The organism is Aquifex pyrophilus (assembly GCF_054656935.1).
Window position 1 is genome coordinate 73,712 of record NZ_BAAHXJ010000016.1, and the last position, 16,401, is coordinate 90,112.

At 46.9% G+C, this 16,401-nt stretch carries 17 protein-coding genes, 1 tRNA gene, 1 other RNA gene and 1 pseudogene; 14 read left to right on the top strand and 6 right to left on the bottom strand.

Annotated elements, in window-relative coordinates:
• Together cas6 and ACYQZ0_RS09105 are read left to right on the top strand one after the other, a co-directional pair.
• The gene (cas6, locus tag ACYQZ0_RS09100; RefSeq protein ID WP_459776281.1) at positions 1–738 is read left to right on the top strand and encodes a CRISPR-associated endoribonuclease Cas6; all 738 of its coding nucleotides are present in this window, start codon (positions 1–3) and stop codon (positions 736–738) included.
• Positions 717–1,241, top strand: a pseudogene (locus tag ACYQZ0_RS09105) (helix-hairpin-helix domain-containing protein); the annotation flags it as partial. The gene cas6 and the pseudogene ACYQZ0_RS09105, both read left to right, overlap by 22 nt.
• A 130-nt stretch (positions 1,242–1,371) precedes the next feature.
• On the opposite strand, the gene ssrA reads toward ACYQZ0_RS09105, so the two are convergent.
• The 3 genes from ssrA to rpsL form a co-directional block, all read right to left on the bottom strand.
• Positions 1,372–1,717, bottom strand: a transfer-messenger RNA (tmRNA) gene (ssrA, locus tag ACYQZ0_RS09110).
• 47 nt (positions 1,718–1,764) lie between these two features.
• The gene (gene rpsG, locus ACYQZ0_RS09115; protein WP_459776137.1) at positions 1,765–2,247 is read right to left on the bottom strand and encodes a 30S ribosomal protein S7; all 483 of its coding nucleotides are present in this window, start codon (positions 2,245–2,247) and stop codon (positions 1,765–1,767) included.
• Positions 2,248–2,250: 3 nt separating this feature from the next.
• Positions 2,251–2,637 carry a 30S ribosomal protein S12 gene (rpsL, locus tag ACYQZ0_RS09120; protein ID WP_010880443.1) on the bottom strand — a complete coding sequence of 129 codons (387 nt, stop codon included), beginning with the start codon at positions 2,635–2,637 and terminating at the stop codon, positions 2,251–2,253.
• Positions 2,638–2,683: 46 nt separating this feature from the next.
• On the opposite strand from rpsL, the gene purL reads away from it, so the two are divergent.
• Both purL and lspA read left to right on the top strand, forming a co-directional pair.
• Entirely contained in the window at positions 2,684–4,924 is a 2,241-nt protein-coding gene (gene purL, locus ACYQZ0_RS09125; protein WP_459776282.1) for a phosphoribosylformylglycinamidine synthase subunit PurL, read from the top strand.
• A complete protein-coding gene (gene lspA, locus ACYQZ0_RS09130; RefSeq protein WP_459776283.1) occupies positions 4,882–5,385 on the top strand; it encodes a signal peptidase II in 504 nt (167 codons plus the stop codon). The genes purL and lspA overlap by 43 nt, the downstream gene beginning before the upstream one ends.
• On the opposite strand, the gene dapF is transcribed toward lspA, so the two are convergent.
• Entirely contained in the window at positions 5,323–6,159 is an 837-nt protein-coding gene (gene dapF / locus ACYQZ0_RS09135) for a diaminopimelate epimerase (protein ID WP_459776284.1), read from the bottom strand. The genes lspA and dapF overlap by 63 nt on opposite strands.
• Positions 6,160–6,197: 38 nt before the next feature.
• Between dapF and ACYQZ0_RS09140 the strand changes: the two genes are divergently transcribed.
• Complete coding sequence (locus ACYQZ0_RS09140; RefSeq protein WP_459776285.1) at positions 6,198–6,650, top strand: Fur family transcriptional regulator; 453 nt, start codon at positions 6,198–6,200, stop codon at positions 6,648–6,650.
• Here ACYQZ0_RS09140 and ACYQZ0_RS09145 read toward each other — a convergent pair.
• Positions 6,634–7,587, bottom strand: a complete 954-nt coding sequence (locus ACYQZ0_RS09145; RefSeq protein WP_459776286.1) for an acetyl-CoA carboxylase carboxyltransferase subunit alpha — start codon at positions 7,585–7,587, stop codon at positions 6,634–6,636. The two genes, ACYQZ0_RS09140 and ACYQZ0_RS09145, sit on opposite strands and share 17 nt — an antisense overlap.
• A 94-nt stretch (positions 7,588–7,681) precedes the next feature.
• On the opposite strand from ACYQZ0_RS09145, the gene thiC reads away from it, so the two are divergent.
• A complete protein-coding gene (gene thiC / locus ACYQZ0_RS09150; protein ID WP_459776287.1) occupies positions 7,682–9,055 on the top strand; it encodes a phosphomethylpyrimidine synthase ThiC in 1,374 nt (457 codons plus the stop codon).
• 31 nt (positions 9,056–9,086) lie between these two features.
• Positions 9,087–10,706, top strand: a complete 1,620-nt coding sequence (gene topA, locus ACYQZ0_RS09155) for a type I DNA topoisomerase (protein WP_459776288.1) — start codon at positions 9,087–9,089, stop codon at positions 10,704–10,706.
• 1 nt (position 10,707) lies between these two features.
• On the opposite strand, the gene ACYQZ0_RS09160 is transcribed toward topA, so the two are convergent.
• A tRNA-Phe gene (locus tag ACYQZ0_RS09160) sits at positions 10,708–10,783 on the bottom strand.
• Positions 10,784–11,218: 435 nt separating this feature from the next.
• On the opposite strand from ACYQZ0_RS09160, the gene ACYQZ0_RS09165 reads away from it, so the two are divergent.
• The 7 genes from ACYQZ0_RS09165 to nuoK all read left to right on the top strand — a co-directional run bounded on the left by ACYQZ0_RS09165 (position 11,219) and on the right by nuoK (position 16,368).
• Entirely contained in the window at positions 11,219–11,905 is a 687-nt protein-coding gene (locus tag ACYQZ0_RS09165) for a hypothetical protein (protein ID WP_459776289.1), read from the top strand.
• A 1-nt stretch (position 11,906) separates the two neighbouring features.
• On the top strand, positions 11,907–12,407 hold the full coding sequence (locus ACYQZ0_RS09170; RefSeq protein ID WP_459776290.1) for a septal ring lytic transglycosylase RlpA family protein: 501 nt from the start codon (positions 11,907–11,909) through the stop codon (positions 12,405–12,407).
• A 10-nt stretch (positions 12,408–12,417) separates the two neighbouring features.
• Positions 12,418–13,791, top strand: coding sequence for an argininosuccinate lyase (gene argH / locus ACYQZ0_RS09175; RefSeq protein ID WP_459776291.1), 1,374 nt, complete (start codon positions 12,418–12,420; stop codon positions 13,789–13,791).
• A 73-nt stretch (positions 13,792–13,864) separates the two neighbouring features.
• Positions 13,865–14,914, top strand: coding sequence for an NADH-quinone oxidoreductase subunit NuoH (nuoH, locus tag ACYQZ0_RS09180; protein ID WP_459776292.1), 1,050 nt, complete (start codon positions 13,865–13,867; stop codon positions 14,912–14,914).
• A 5-nt stretch (positions 14,915–14,919) separates the two neighbouring features.
• Complete coding sequence (locus ACYQZ0_RS09185) at positions 14,920–15,546, top strand: NuoI/complex I 23 kDa subunit family protein (protein WP_459776293.1); 627 nt, start codon at positions 14,920–14,922, stop codon at positions 15,544–15,546.
• Positions 15,546–16,079, top strand: a complete 534-nt coding sequence (locus tag ACYQZ0_RS09190) for an NADH-quinone oxidoreductase subunit J family protein (protein ID WP_459776294.1) — start codon at positions 15,546–15,548, stop codon at positions 16,077–16,079. The genes ACYQZ0_RS09185 and ACYQZ0_RS09190 overlap by 1 nt, the downstream gene beginning before the upstream one ends.
• Positions 16,060–16,368, top strand: coding sequence for an NADH-quinone oxidoreductase subunit NuoK (gene nuoK / locus ACYQZ0_RS09195; protein ID WP_459776295.1), 309 nt, complete (start codon positions 16,060–16,062; stop codon positions 16,366–16,368). The genes ACYQZ0_RS09190 and nuoK overlap by 20 nt, the downstream gene beginning before the upstream one ends.
• Positions 16,369–16,401 lie beyond the last annotated feature (33 nt).

Sequence of the window (16,401 nt, forward strand, 5' to 3'; positions counted from 1 at the left end):
ATGAGAGTGAAGGTTTTTTTGGAAGTTCCTAAGGAGATGTCCATCTATTACAGGCGTTCCTTTCTTTCCTTCATAAAGAACGTCCTTGAGGAAGAAGATGCAGATTACTGCGAGAAGATATTCAGAAAAGGGGGATTTAAGCCCTTTACCTTCTGCGTCTTTTTCGGGGATATAAAGGTAAACGGCGAGAAGCTATACAACAACGGGAAGGCCATACTCACTGTTTCCTCGGGAAGTCCCGACTTCTTTGTGAGGTTTTACAACGGCGTTAAGAGGGTTAAGACATTCTCAGGGAAATACATAAACGGCTCAATGAGGATATTAAAAACCCAGATGATAGAGGAAGAACCTTTATCCGAAAGTAAATGCAGGTTCAGAACTCTATCACCGATAGTTGTTGTTACCAAGGATAAACACCCGGTTCTTCCAGAAGAGCTAAAATCGGACGGGGATACATTTATCGTTTTTGACAACGACGTGTTCACAAAGGAGCTCAGGTTTTCTTTAAGACACGTATTCAACGGACTTCCCGAGCTTTCCTTTAAGAACGAGAAGGGAAAGAAAGCTGTTGTAAAACATCTCGTTGGAAACAGCGAAGAGGAAAAGGTTATAAAGATAGTAGCCTATCAAGGAAGCTTTATTCTTGAGGGGGACCCTTTCGTCCTTAACGAGATATACAGATACGGGCTCGGTTTCAGGAGACACCAGGGCTTCGGATGTCTGGAAGTGGTGAGGTAAATCTTTTAAGTCTTTACGAAAAATTCCTGAAGAAATACGGAAAGCAGAACTGGTGGCCCGTTGATTACGAATACCACAAAAGACAAGGCTCCGACCCAAGGGAAGAAGTGGTAATAGGAGCAATCCTCACACAGAACACCGCTTGGAAGAACGTTGAGAAAGCCCTTGAGAACTTAAAAAGGGAAAAATTATTATCCTTTGAAGGAATTAGGAAAATTGAAAAGGAAAAATTAGAAAATTTGATAAAACCCGCGGGATTTTACAAGAGAAAGGCTGAATACCTCAAGAATTTCGTAAAAAGATTTAAAAGTATAGATGAGCTTTCAAAGGCTTCAAGGAGTGAACTACTCAAGCTAAAGGGAATAGGGAGGGAGACAGCAGACGCAATACTTCTTTATGCGACGGACAGGTTAACCTTTGTGGTTGATGCATACACAAAAAGACTTTTAAAAAGGCTCCGGAATGTTGAGGGCTCTTACGAAGAGATTAAGGCTCTTTTTGAAAGGAACTTACCCAAGAAACTTGAGCTTTATAAAGAGTTTCATGCACTTATAGACGTCCACGCAAAAGAGATGTGCAGGAAAAGGCCCTTATGTGAAAGATGTATTCTGAAAAATGAATGCCTTTTTTATTTGGTGGAGGCGGCGGGAATCGAACCCGCGTCCGAGGACGGCGGCCACATCCGAGGCTCTACAGGCTTAGCCCGTGTTTAGGGTTTCCCTTCGGGTCGCCCACGGGCAAGCTCCCCGAAGGTAGCACGGGAGAGATGTCGGCTAACCGGCCCCGTGCAACCGGTCAGCCCGAGCGGGTGTCTCTGACGCCCTCCGGAAGGCCACCCGCAAACCTTCCGGGGACGCGCTGCCTGTTAATTAGGCAGCGAGAGCGAGTTCAGCTTCGGGAAGTGTTTCGGTGGCTGTTACGGGAGCCACCCGGCCTGCTCCTCGGGGACCGCCTGTCCCCGTCGAATCCTTTCGCCCCCTTGTGCAGTTATTTAATTTATATCAATTGAAAGAAATTTGCAAGAGGCTACCACCTGAAGTGGGAGAAGACCATATTTGCCTGAGCCATCCTGTGAGTCTCTTCCTTTTTCCTGTATGCTCCCCCCTTCTCATTCAACGCATCCAATAACTCCGCCTTCAACCTCTCTATCATCGTATATTGCCCTCTTCCCCTCGGCCTCTCCCTCGCCGCCTCTACTAGCCACTTTATCGCTAAACTTATCTGCCTCCTCTCGGGTACCTCTATCGGTACCTGATACGTCGCTCCTCCCACTCTCCTCGGCCTTACCTCCCACTCGGGCTTCAGCTTCTCTATCACCTTGTGCAACAGCTCTACAGGATGCATATTAACCTCTTTCGCAGCTTCTTCAAGGGCCGTGTAAACTATCCACTCTGCTACGCTCTTCTTCCCGTCCTTCATAACCTTGTTTATCAGCTTCTGAACAAGAACGTCCCCATACTTAGGGTCGGGCGGTATTTCTCTTGGAGGAACGGGGCCTTTTCTCGGCATCTCTTAACCTCCTTTCTCCTCTTTAGGTCTCTTCGTTCCGTATTTTGACCTCGATTGCCTTCTTCCTTCAACTCCTGCGGCGTCAAGGGCTCCTCTGATAATCTTGTATCTGACACCGGGGAGGTCCTTGACTCTTCCTCCTCTTACGAGAACTATTGAGTGTTCCTGGAGGTTGTGTCCTTCTCCGGGGATGTAAGCGGTAACCTCAATTCCGTTTGATAGTCTAACTCTTGCTACTTTTCTGAGTGCGGAGTTAGGCTTTTTGGGAGTGACTGTGTAGACTCTAACGCATACGCCTCTCTTTTGGGGACAGCCCTGAAGGGCAGGGGCTTTGGACTTTTTCTTGCGTTTTTCCCTTCCGTATTTGACGAGCTGGTTAAACGTCGGCATTCCTTAACCTCCTAAGGTTAATAAATTTTAAAATAAAAACTCTAAAATGGAGAGGTTCTGGGAATCCTACGGACTGACGGAGGAAGAGTATAAAAAAATCCTTGAGAAGTTAGGAAGGAAGCCCAACCATGTGGAGCTTGGCATTCTCGGTGCCCTTTGGTCGGAGCATTGTTCTTACAAGTCAAGCAAGAAGCACTTAAAGAAGTTTCCCACAGAAGCCCCCTGGGTTATTCAGGGGCCGGGAGAAAACGCTGGCGTAGTTGAGATTGACGATAAGGTCTGGGTGGCTTTTAAGGTTGAGAGCCACAATCACCCTTCCTACATTGAGCCCTTTCACGGTGCTGCCACGGGTGTGGGCGGGATAATAAGGGACGTTCTCTCAATGGGGGCAAGACCGATAGCCCTTGCAGACAGCCTCAGGTTCGGGGAGCTTGATTACCACGAGACGAGGAAGCTCGTCAGGGGTGTGGTAAAGGGAATAAGCTTTTACGGAAACTGCATAGGCGTTCCTACGGTTTCGGGAGAGACCTTTTTTGAACCCTCATACAAGACGAATCCCCTCGTTAACGCCTTCTGTCTCGGTATTATGCCCGCGGGGAAGATGTACAGGGCGAGGGCAACAAGAGAGGGACAGATTCTGTTCCTTATAGGCTCTTCAACGGGCAGGGACGGCATACACGGCGCGGTTATGGCTTCGGGTGAGTTCGGGGAAGACGTTGAGGAAAAAAGACCCAACGTCCAGATTGGAGACCCCTACTTCGGTAAAAAGCTTATAGAGGCAATAATGGAGATTGTTGAGAAGGACTTAATAGTGGGCATGCAGGACCTCGGGGCCGCTGGGCTCGCCGGTTCAGCTTCGGAGATAGCATCAAAATCGGAAAAGGGTGTTGAGCTATACCTTGAAAGGGTTCCCCTGAGAGAGAAGGGAATGACCCCCTACGAGATACTTCTTTCCGAGAGTCAGGAGAGGATGCTCCTCGTTGCGGAGGAGGATAAAGTTCAAGAACTAAAAAGGATAGCGAAAAAATGGCATCTTGAAGGCGAAGTTGTCGGAAGAATTACGGGAGACGGAAAGCTAAGAGCCTTTTATAAAAACGAGATAGTCGCGGAGCTTCCCGTCGCCCTAATCATTGATGAGGCTCCCGTTTACGACAGACCCGTAAAGGAACCCGAATACCTGAAGGAAACGAGAAAGTTGAACGAGGAGGAACTTCCCCAGAAGGATTTAAGGGAGAGCCTCTTTAAGCTCCTTTCCTCACCAAACGTAGCCTCAAAGGAGTGGGTATTTACCCAGTACGATTACCAGGTGGGAACGAATACCCTATTAATCCCGGGGCACGATGCGTCGGTTCTCAGGCTGAAGTGGGTAGTAAGACCCGAGGTAAAAACGGATAAGGGAATAGCCATATCTTCTGAAGGAAACGGGAGAATGGTCTTCCTGAACCCCTACGAAGGCGGAAAGTTTGTTGTCGCGGAGGTATGTAGAAATCTCGCATGCGTCGGTGCAAAGCCCCTCGCTATAACCGACTGCCTGAACTTCGGGAATCCCGAAAGACCCGAGATAATGTGGCAGTTCGTGAAAGCGGTTGAGGGAATGGCTGAAGCCTGTGAAAAGTTCAACGTTCCAGTCGTCAGCGGAAACGTATCCCTTTACAACGAAACCGTTGAGAAGGAAGGGATAAGGAACGTATTCCCAACTCCCATAGTCGTGGGTGTCGGAGTCCTTGAGAATGCGGAAGAATACACGCCGAGCGTGATAGAGAAAGAAGGGGAGCTATACCTTATAGGAAATCTTGAGGAGCTTCTTTCTCTCGGGGGAAGCGAGTTTCTGAAGGTGGTACACGGTCTTATAAAGGGAGACGTTCCTAAAGTGGATTTAGAGAAGGAAAAAAAGCTTATAGAGCTTCTTTTTGAGATAAACAGAAGGAGAATTCCCGTGGCGGTTCACGACGTATCAACGGGAGGTATTCTTATAACGCTCCTTGAGATGGTCTTCAATTCTCCATTCGGTCTTGAGCTTGATATATACTCCGAGGAGAGAATTGATAAGTTTCTCTTCTCAGAAAACCCAACCAGGGTAGTCGTCTGTGTTGAGAGCGAAAAAGCGGAAGAGCTCAAGGATCTCGTTGAATCAAAGGGTCTAAACTGGCTCTACCTTGGGAGAACGAGCGAGGAAAGGAAGATAAAACTCGTTTACAACGGTGAGGAAGCCCTTAACGAGAACCTTGAGGAGTTAAAGGAGTTATGGGAAAAGGGATTAACGAAGTTCTTAGACTCTACTTTATAGTTGCCTTTGGGGTATTCGTCCTTGACATAGCGACGAAGGAGCTCGCGGAAAAGTTTTTTACCTTTCCTTATGACCCCCTTCCCTTCCTGAAGCTTTACCTCATTCACAACAAGGGAGTTGCCTTCGGTCTTTTTTCCGACCTTCCAGACTTCTTAAGGATTCCAATCCTTGTTATTATCCCCCTTGTGGCCCTCTTCATAACCCTTTTTTATACGCTCTTTGAGGGAAATAAGTTCACAGCTTTGTGTATGGGGCTAATAGCGGGAGGAGCGCTCGGAAACCTGTACGACAGGGTCTTCCTGGGGCAGGTGAGGGACTTCATTCACCTTCACATAGGCGATTACTACTGGCCCGCCTTTAACGTTGCGGACGCCTCAATAACCATAGGTATAGCCCTCTTAATACTCAAAAATCTCCTCGGAAAGCACTCCCTCAAAGGTCTTGTAAACAGAGCCCGTTAGATAAACCTCTTTAAGGTCTTCTGAAAAGTCTATAATTAGCTCCTCTCTGCTCCTCGTTATGACTCTTACAGGTTTTTTCTTTACGAGCCCGTTCAGGTATGAGACTATTGCGGAAGCTGTCGCACCGGTCCCGCAGGCAAGGGTTTCGCTCTCAACGCCCCTCTCGTAAGTCCTTATCTTTATCGTATCCTCGGAAACGGGCTGTATGAAGTTAACGTTTGTTCCCTTGGGCTGGAACTCCTCGTGAAACCTCAGCTCCCTTCCAAGCTTTATAACGTTTACTCTTTCAAGGTTCTCAACGGGAACGACGAAGTGGGGAACTCCAGTGTTTATGAAAAATCCCCTTATCTCTCCTTCCTTTATTTTTAACGTTTTCTCTTCCAGCTTCGTGGGTGGTGTTAGCTGAACCTTTACAACCTTTTTGTCAAGAACTTCCGCCTTAATCACGCCTGCAAGGGTCTCAAACTTAACGTTCTTTCCAGCAATTCCCCTCTCGTATGCAAATCTCACAGCACACCTTGAGCCGTTCCCGCACATCTCAGCAACCGAACCATCCGAGTTAAAAAACTCCCACTTAAAGTCGTTTTCGGGATTATCGGGGTTCTTTATAAGGATTAATCCATCCGCTCCCACACCCGTATGAAAGGCACAGACCCTCTTTACAAATTCCTCTTTTGATAATCCCCTTTTCTTCAGGAAGTCCTCAACCTTGTTATCCCTGTCGTCTATTACCACGAAGTCGTTTCCCGAACCCTGAAGCTTCCAAAACTCCATGGAGGTTTATTATAATTGATAAAAGTTATTGAAAAGTTTTGCTTATCAGTTTAACTTTATTCCTCATGCTTGAGGAAAAGCTCAACAACTTTGTGAACAGGTGCAAGGAGATAGGTTTAAAGATAACACCTCAGCGTATAGCGGTTTATGAGGTTCTTTTAAAGTCAGAAAACCATCCGACCGTTGAGGAGATATACGAGAAGGTAAAAGAAAAGTACCCTTACGTTTCCCTTGCAACGGTATACAGAACCCTTGAAACCCTTGAGAAGATAGGACTCGCAAAAAAGGTTTGCTTCTGGGGGAACTCTGCAAGGTATGATGCAAATGTGAGCGAACACCACCACCTTATATGCGAAATATGCGGAAAGATAGAGGATATAGAGCTTGACCAGAATCTTAACATTCCCGAAAATCTAAAGGGATTTAAAACCGAGGGCTACTCCGTTAACATATACGGGATTTGTCCCGAGTGCCTCAATCGGAACTCTTGAAAACTCCCATCTTTCTGAACTTCTCCATTCTCTCCTTCACGAGCTCATCGGGGCTTTTTCCGCAAAGCTCTTTCAAACAGCTTTTTAAATACATTCCCAGCATCATAGCGGTTGCCCTCGGGGACCAGTGGGCCGCACCGAAGGGCTCGGGAATCACGCAATCTATCACGCCGAGCTCCTTAAGGTCCTTAGCTGTTAGCTTCAGGGCTTTTGCCGCATCTTTTACTTTTTTTTGGTCCTTCCAGAGTATTGCGGCACATCCCTCTGGGGAGATTACCGAATAGTAAGCATTCTCAAGCATACAAACCCTGTTCGCAACACCGAAAGCGAGGGCTCCCCCGCTTCCCCCCTCACCTATAACAACCGCAACGCTCGGAACCTTCAGAAACGCCATGGTATACATACTCTCCGCTATGGCTCTGCTCTGCCCCCTCTCCTCCGCTCCTATCCCGGGGAAGGCTCCCGGGGTGTCTATGAAAGTTATTACTGGGATGCCGAACCTCTCGGCAAGCTTGAAGAGCTTTATAGCCTTCCTGTATCCCTCGGGATGAGGCATACCGAAGTTTCGCTCTATTTTCTCCTTTGTATCCTTTCCCTTCTCGTGTCCAACTACCGCAACGGGCGTGTTCCCGAAGTATCCGAAACCCGCAATAACCGCCTTATCCTCACCGAAGCAGTTATCCCCGTGAATTTCTTTAAAATCCTTTATCAAAAATCTTATGTAATCGCTCGTGTGAGGCCTTCTGGGATGCCTCGCTATCGTTACTCTGTCCCAGGGGGAGAGGTTTTTATATAACTTCCTTGCCTTCTCCCTGAACTTCCTTCTCAGCTCCTTTATCTCGGATAACACCTCCTCCTTTCCGAGTCTGTAAAGACCTAGGAGTTTATCCTTCTTCTCTTTTATCTCCCAAAGCTCTTTCTCAAACTCCAGTTGCATACCTATTTATCTTAAGCTGAAGAATATCATGTTGATAAATATCTTTGCGATTATTAACTTTAAGAGTAAAACCTTTCTTTCAAGGAGGTAGAGTATGCTGAGAGCTGAATGGGTTGAGAAAAGAAAAAGATTTAAGAATAAAACCCAGATGCACCTCGCCCGTCAGGGAATTATCACCGAAGAGATGGAATACGTGGCAAAGAGAGAAGGGCTCCATCCAGAGTTCGTAAGGCAGGAAGTGGCAAGGGGAAGGATGATAATCCCCGCAAACATAAACCACCTACACCTTGAGCCCATGTGCATAGGTATTAACTCAAGGGTCAAGGTGAACGCAAACATAGGAAACTCGGGACTCGCCTCAGACATACCCACAGAGGTTGAAAAGGCGAAGGTGGCTATAAAGTACGGAGCGGATACCATAATGGACCTCTCCACGGGTGAAGCTATTAAGGAAACCCGTGAAGCGATAATAAACGTGAGCACCGTTCCCGTCGGAACGGTTCCCATATACGAGGCCTGGAAGATAGCCAAGGGAAACGTTAAAGAACTCACCGTTGACCTCATACTTGACGTTATAGAAGAACAGGCAAGACAGGGCGTATCCTACATGACGATACACGCGGGAATACTCAAGGAGCACCTCCCCCTCGTTCAACACAGGGTAATGGGAATAGTTTCAAGGGGAGGAGCTATCCTCGCCCAGTGGATGGCTGAACACGGAAAGCAAAACCCCCTTTACGAACACTTTGATAAGATATGCGAGATATTCAAGAAGTATGACGTATCTTTCTCCCTCGGAGACGCTCTCAGGCCTGGTTGTATAGAGGACGCAACGGACGACGCACAGCTTGCGGAGCTTAAGGTTCTCGGTGAGCTCGTTGAGAAAGCCTGGAAGCACGATGTTCAGGCTATGGTTGAGGGACCTGGACACGTTCCCCTTCACCAGGTTGAGTTCAACATGAAGATACAACAAGAGTGGTGTCACGAGGCACCCTTCTACGTCCTGGGACCCTTGGTTCTTGATGTGGCACCGGGATACGACCATATAGGAAGTGCCATAGGCGGAGCTCTTGCGGGATGGGCAGGAGCTGCAATGCTTTGTTACATAACACCCAAGGAACACCTCGGACTTCCCAACGTTGAGGATGTAAAGCAGGGTGTTATAGCCTACAAGATTGCCGCCCACGCAGCGGACATAGCCAAGCATTGGCCCGGAGCGAGAGACTGGGATCTTGAGATGTCCATAGCAAGGTATAACTTTGACTGGAACAGACAGTTTGAGCTCGCAATGGACCCCGAAACAGCAAGGGCGTACCACGACGAAACCCTTCCCCAAGAAGGTTATAAGACTGCAAAGTTCTGTTCAATGTGCGGACCCGAGTTCTGCTCCTACAAGATTTCCCAAAAAGTTCAAGAAAAGGTTCCCGCGGAGGAGCTCATAGAAAAAGGAAACTGGGTCGCTCCCTGACCCCTTTCCTTTTCTTTAAACTATTCTTTTTATGAAACTCTTCATAGTTGAGTCCCCCACGAAGGCAAAAACCATTCAAAAATTCTTGGGGAGGGAATTCGTAGTAAAGGCAACCCTCGGACACATAAAGGACCTTCCCGAAAGGGAACTCGGCGTTGACCTTAAAACCTTAAAGGCAAAATACGTTTACAGAAGGGGTAAAAAAAAACTTATTGAGAGCTTAAAAAAGCTCGCTAAAAAGGCAGAAATTGTTTACATAGCAACCGACCCCGACAGGGAAGGGGAAGCCATAGCCTACTTTGTAAAGGAAGACATTAAGAAGGCAAACAAAAACGTAAAAAGAGCTGTCTTTTACGAGGTTACCAAAAAAGCTATTGAGGAAAGCATAAGAAACGCAGGCGACATAAACATGAACCTAGTTTATGCCCAGTTTGCGAGGAGGATACTCGACAGGCTAATAGGATACCTCATCTCCCCGATTTTGTGGAGGGAGTTTAAAAACTACAGGTTATCCGCGGGAAGGGTTCAGTCCCCCGCTCTGAGGCTAATCGTTGAGAGGGAAAGGGAGATACAGAGCTTTAAGGTAAAAAAGTATTACTACGTTAACGTTTTACTTGAGAAGGACGGGAAAAGGTTCAAAGCAGTTTACGACTACAGGTATGAAAATCCCTCCGATGCTAAGATAATAGCCCAAAAGCTTGAGAAGGGATTTTTCAGCGTTTACAAAGCTGAGGAAAGAAAAGAGAATGTGGCACCACCAAAACCCTTCATAACTTCCGACCTCCAGGCGGAGGCAAACGCAAAGCTGGGATACGCTCCCGAAAGGACCCAGAAACTCGCCCAGGAGCTTTACGAGAAGGGATACATAACCTATCCCAGAACTGACAGCTACAGGATGAACGAAGAGATAGCAAAAAAGTTTATGGAATACATAAGGGAGAGGTTCGGGGAGAGGTATGTGGGAAGGCTCAGAAAGTTCAGAGAGAAAAAAACCGCTCAGGGAGCGCACGAGTGTATAAGACCTACCAAGGTAGTTGAAGAAATCCCCGAAAGGGAGGAGCTCAGAAAACTCTACGAGCTCATATTCAGGAGGACACTCTCAAGCCTCTTCAGCGATATGGAAATCCTCAGGCAGAAAGCAACGATAGAAGCGATTACGCCCGAGCTGAAACACCCCGTCCACCTTATAGCTAAGGGGCTCAAAATAGTTCACGACGGATGGAGTAAAGTTTACCCGACGGATATAAAGGAGGAACCCCTTCCGGAGCTTGAGGAGGGAGAGCTTCTTAAACTGGTTAAGGTATTCCTTGAGGAGAAGAAAACCCAGCCCCCGCCCAGATATACCGAGGGAACGCTCGTCAAGACCCTTGAGAAGCTCGGAATAGGAAGACCTTCAACCTACGCGGTGATTGTGAAAACGCTTAAAGAAAGGGGATACGTTGAGATAAAAAATAAATCCCTTTACCCGACAGATATTGCCTCCCAGGTTGTTGATTTCCTTATGGAGAAATTTCCACTCCTGATGGACTATAAGTTCACCTCCCTTATGGAGGAAAAGCTTGACCTCGTTGAAGAGGGAAAAATTAACTGGAAGAGCGTTGTTTATGAGTTTGCAAACAAGGTTCTCGGGAAGGAACTTTTGAAGGTTTAGGTGGTGGCCCAGGGCGGAGTCGAACCGCCGACACCCCGGTTTTCAGCCGGGTGCTCTACCACCTGAGCTACCGGGCCTCCAGCCAGAATAATATTTTATAAACCTTTTGCCTTACTTTCAAGTCCCTTCCTTAAGCATACTCTTTCAACTCCACACGGTTAATTAGGAACTCCACACCCCTTTGTAAAGATTATAAAGCTCTATGAATAATTTATGGAATTTCCGAACTCAGGAAACTCCACATAATTTTCGGAAATTCGGAGTGCGGGAAAAGGCTCAAAATTTCAGCCCCATTTTCTCTTCATTAATCAAAGCGGAAATAAGCGTATCATCAAAGCATCAATGCACCTTTATATCCCGATGCGCATGCTCTATTCTGTTGCCAAGGAACCTTAAAGGGCTAAAAGCCTTTTAACTGATATTATATCACAAAATCAAGTTTGCCTATTTCCAGAACATTACCAGTCTGGTAGAATGTTTAAAAACTTTATAAGGTATAAGGAGTGTAAGTTATGGAGATACAGACGCTTGTTGAGTCAAAGGAAGAGCTTACAAAGGAAAAGGTTCGGGAGTTTTTAAAAGAGCATTATCCCGATAGGTATAAACTTATAGAGAATTGGGAGGAGCTAAAGGGAGAATTTGAGGTTACGCCCCTAGGAGACGATAAATACCTCGTCATTTACTCAATACCCGAAAAGGAGTTTGAGAAAGAGCTCGGTATATTCCAGAGCGTAGGAGAGGCTATGGGAGCGTTCCTCTCAACTGCCCTTGAACACGGATGGGAAGAAGTTCCCAAAAGCTACGTTATATATCACGCGGAATTCACCGAAGACAGAAATAAGCTCATAGCTGGAATAAAGACCGAAGAAGGGGTATCAACCTATGACCAGCTAAAGCTTGAGGAGATGATGAAGAAAATGGTAAGATACCCGCGGGTAATAGCTTACTCCTCGGATGTCCTCACATACATAAAGGATTTATATCCCGACATACACACAAAGGCTTACGTAATAGCAAGGGAGATAGCAAAAGCCGTCGGAAGTGCTCCGGAACTTGAGGAACTCGGAAAGGTTTACGGAGTAGATACATCAACCCTTGAGGGGAAACTAAACCTCATAGAAAAGCTCCTCCAAAATCCTGTAAAGCTTCCCGATGGAAGGGAAGTGAACTTAAGGCCTTACTGGTATCCCCTTGAGTAAGATGGTCGCGGTCTTAATCCTTTCCCTTATCGGCTTTCTTTTCTCAAGCACGCCGATAAGGGATTTTTACGTTTTTCGTTTTTACCTTTCGGAAGAGGAAATGTATGAGGAGTTCTTAAAAGAACTTAAAGTGAAAAAAAATTGCCCTGTTGAGGTAGGATACGCATCCTGGTATGGACCTAAGTTTCACGGAAGGAGAACCGCAAACGGTGAGATATTTGACCTTTACAAGTTTACCGCAGCCTCAAGGACACTTCCCCTCGGGACCTATGTCCTCGTTTACAACTTTGAGAACGGAAAGTTTGTCGTCGTTCGTATAAACGACAGGGGACCATACGTCAAGGGAAGGATAATAGACCTTTCCTTTGCAGCCGCCTACGAGCTCGGTTTATACAAAAGGGGACTTGGCAAAGTCGCGGTAATTCCCTTAAAATGCCTCTCCCCCTTAACTCAGCTCAGGCTTTACGACAAGTTCGTAAAGCATATACTCCGCACCTATTAGAATGTTTCTTATGGAGAAACCCTGGTCCGGAAGGTTTAAGGAAGAAACGGACAAGTTCGTTGAGGAGTTCACCCAGAGCGTAAGCTTTGATAAAAAGCTCGCCCCTTACGATATCATTCAGGATATAGCCCACGTAAAGACACTCACAAAGGCGGGAATACTCACAAAAGAAGAAGAGAAAAAGCTAATAGAGGAGCTTATAAAGATAAAGAAGGAGATTGAGGAGGGAACGTTTGAGTGGAAGAAGGAGCTTGAAGACGTTCATATGAACATTGAAGCGGAGCTAATAAAAAGGCTCGGGGATACAGGGAGGAAGCTCCACACCGCACGCTCAAGAAACGACCAGGTGGCAACGGACGAGAGATTATATCTGAAGGAGGAGATTAAGGAGATAAGGAAACTCCTGAAGGAGTTGAGAAGGGTTCTCGTTAAGCTTGCGGAAAAGACGGTTGATTTCATCATGCCCTCTTACACACACCTACAGCGGGCACAGCCAGTAAGGGTAGCCCACTACTTCCTCGCCTACAGGGAGATTTTCCTCAAGGACGATGAGAGACTTCTTGACCTATATAGAAGGGTTGATGAGCTTCCCCTCGGGAGCGGAGCAGTTGCAGGTGTTGACTTCCCCCTTGACAGATTCTTCACCGCAGAAAACCTTGGATTTAACAGGTTGACGAGAAACTCCGTTTACGCAACTGCGGAAAGGAACTTCATACTGGAGTTTCTCTTTATCTCCGCACTCATAGGCCAGCATCTCTCAAGGCTTTCGGAGGATTTAATAATCTGGAACACGGAGGAGTTTAACTTCGTAGAGCTTCCCGATAAGCTCTGCACGGGAAGTTCCATAATGCCCCAGAAGAAGAACCCGGACGTTCTTGAGCTTATAAGGGGAAAGACTGGAAGACTTTACGGAAACCTCATCTCCCTCCTAACCGTTATGAAAGCCCTCCCGATGGCTTACAACAGGGATATGCAAGAGGATAAAGAACCCCTCTTTGATTCCGTAGAAAACCTGAAGGGAATGATTAAGGGTATGACACTTGTTCTTGAAGGGCTGAGGATAAAGGAGCACGTAATGAGGGAGGCTTCCGGGAACTTCCTTCTTATTACGGACGTTGCGAACTACCTCGTTGAGAAGGGTGTCCCCTTCAGGACAGCCCACCATATAGCGGGGAGCATAGTCGCATACCTCCTTGAGAAGGAAAAGAGGCTTGAGGAGATGACCCTTGAGGAGTTCAGGAGCTTCTCGGAGAAGTTTGATAAGGACATTTACGAAATGCTCTCCCCCGAACGTTCAGCGGATAGAAAGAAGGTTTACGGGGGAACGAGCAGGGAAGAGGTTATGAGACAGCTGGAGGTGGCAAAGAGGGAAGAGGGTTTATAAGCTTTCTTTATAGCTCTTCTTATTTGAAGCTCTCTTAATTTTTGGTAAACTTTTAAAGCACTCGGAGGGGATTATGCATAGCTTCTGGGTAGACCTGCTTGTCGCTCTTATAAAGATGGTCGTTATACTCCTCATAGCCCTCGGTATAGGTGCTTTCCTCACGTGGGTTGAGAGAAAGGTAGCCGCTCACATACAGAGAAGACCCGGACCCATGGTTGTTGGATGGCACGGACTCCTCCAGCCCCTTGCGGACGGTCTTAAGCTCCTCACGAAGGAGGACCTCTTCCCGAGGCACGGGGATAAGTTCCTTTATCACCTCGCTATTATCTTAGCCCTCGTTCCCGCAACACTCGTTTTCTCGGTTGTTCCCTTCGGTCCAGAGTTTGAGGTTTTCGGGTATAAGGTGAAGCCCATACTCTCGGACGTAAACGTGGGGCTTCTCCTCGTTTTTGCCTTGGGTTCAATGGCGGTTTACGCTGTTGCACTCGCAGGATGGGCATCAAACTCCAAGTATCCCCTCATCGCTTCCATGAGGAAGGCAGGGGTTCTTGTTTCTTACGAGGTTGTCATAACCTTTGCGGTTATGGGGCCTATAATTCTGGCGGGAACGCTCTCCACATACGAGATAGTTCAGAAACAGATAGAACAAAAGCTATGGTATATATGGGTTCAGCCTATAGCCTTCGTCGTTTATATGTTCGCCGCACTTGCCGAGATGGGAAGGGTTCCCTTTGACGTTCAGGAGGCGGAAGCGGAGCTTGTTACGGGTTTCACCGTTGAATACGGAGGAATGAAGTTTGGACTCTTCCCCCTCGTTGAGTGGTATATAGAGGGTCTCACCCTTTCCGCTATAGCGGTTGTCCTCTTCTTCGGAGGATGGTCTCCTATTAACATTCCCTTTGTGGGATTTGTTGACCCCCTATTCTTCCTCGGACCCCTATCTCCCTTCGTATGGTTCATTCTAAAAACGACCGCACTATTCCTCTTTATACTCTGGCTTCACTGGACACTACCGAGATACCGTATAGACCAGATAACCCAGAATGCGTGGAAAATCATGTTACCCCTCACCCTCTTTAATATCGTTATAACTGCGGTGCTTGCACCCATCGTTTGGAGGTGAGGACGATGATTAAGAAGGTAGCGGTAAAACCACTTTCTTGGATTGAGAGGATTTTCTTTATAGATTTCTTTAAAGGGCTCAGGATTACATTAAAGAACGCTTTCAGAAGAACGATAACCACCCATTACCCCTATGAGAAGTTAACACCGCCCAAGCGTTTCAGGGGATACTTTGCCCATAAGGTAGTTGACGGAACCGAACCCCAGCCCGCATTCCAGGAATGGGTAAGCAGGTATAACATACAGGTTGAGTACGGAAAGAGCAGGTGTGTCGTATGCCTGAGGTGTAAAAGGGCATGTCCCGTTCCCCAGCTCTTTGAGATAGAAGGCAAAAAGCTACCAAATGGAAAGAGGGTCGTAAGCGTTTTTAATATGAATATGCTTCTCTGCACCTATTGCGGTTTCTGCGTTGACGCATGCCCCGTTGACTGCCTATACCAGACGGACATACACGAAAACGCAAGCTACACGAGAAAGGACGCCATACTTACCCTTGAGATTCTTGAACAGATAGGAAGGGACTGGCAGATGAGAAGGGAAAGGGAGCCCGATAGGATATGGATAGACGACGAGCAAAGAATGAAGCTATGGGGCGAGAATAATGTAAAATTACCTAAACCCGAGGGAGTTTAATGGGGAAGTTAGCGGTATTCATTTTCTTTTCGGTTCTTGCAATAGCTTCCGGGATAGGAATTGTTACCTTAAGAAATCCCGTTTACGTTGTGGTTGCCCTTCTCTCTTCTCTTATAGCTGTTGCGGGGATATTCTTCACAGCCGGGGCTGAGCTTGTTGGGGCTCTCCAGCTCCTGATATATGCCGTTGCGATAGCGGTTTTCTACATCATCGTTATAAGTGCGGTCCCCTGGCAGAAAGCAAAAACAGGGGAAAGCCACTACAGATTTGAGGGACTTATATCCCTCCCGATAGTTCTCCTTTTATACCTTGAGATGATTGTTGTTTTCCTCCTTGGTGTTAAGGCTTCCCCCGAGGGGGAGATAGCTAAGTTTATTGAGAAGCTTGGAAATGCAGAGGTAATAGGTGCTATACTTTTCAGCAAGTATTTCCTTGCCTTTGAAGTTGTATCCTTAGTTCTCTTGATAGGCATGATTGGTGCGGTTTTAATAGGCAGAAAGGAGAAGCAGACCTATGAAGACGATACCGCTTGAGGCTTTCTTAACGGTGAGCATGATACTTTTCGGCCTGGGAGTTATAGGTATCATTGCAAGGAGAAACCTTTTAACGGTTTTGATGAGCCTTGAGCTTGCCCTGAATGCGGTCAATATAGCTCTCGTGGGGGCCGACCATTACCTTGGTCTTGCGGAGGGGCAGATATTTGCCCTCTTCATAATCGCCCTTGCTGCAACCGAAGCGGCCGTGGGGCTTGGTATAATCATAGCACTATTTAGGCTAAAGAGGGCGGAAAGCACGAGCGAAATAAACGAGCTGAGGGGTTAAAAGATGGAAGGTTTATTCGTTATATTCACACCA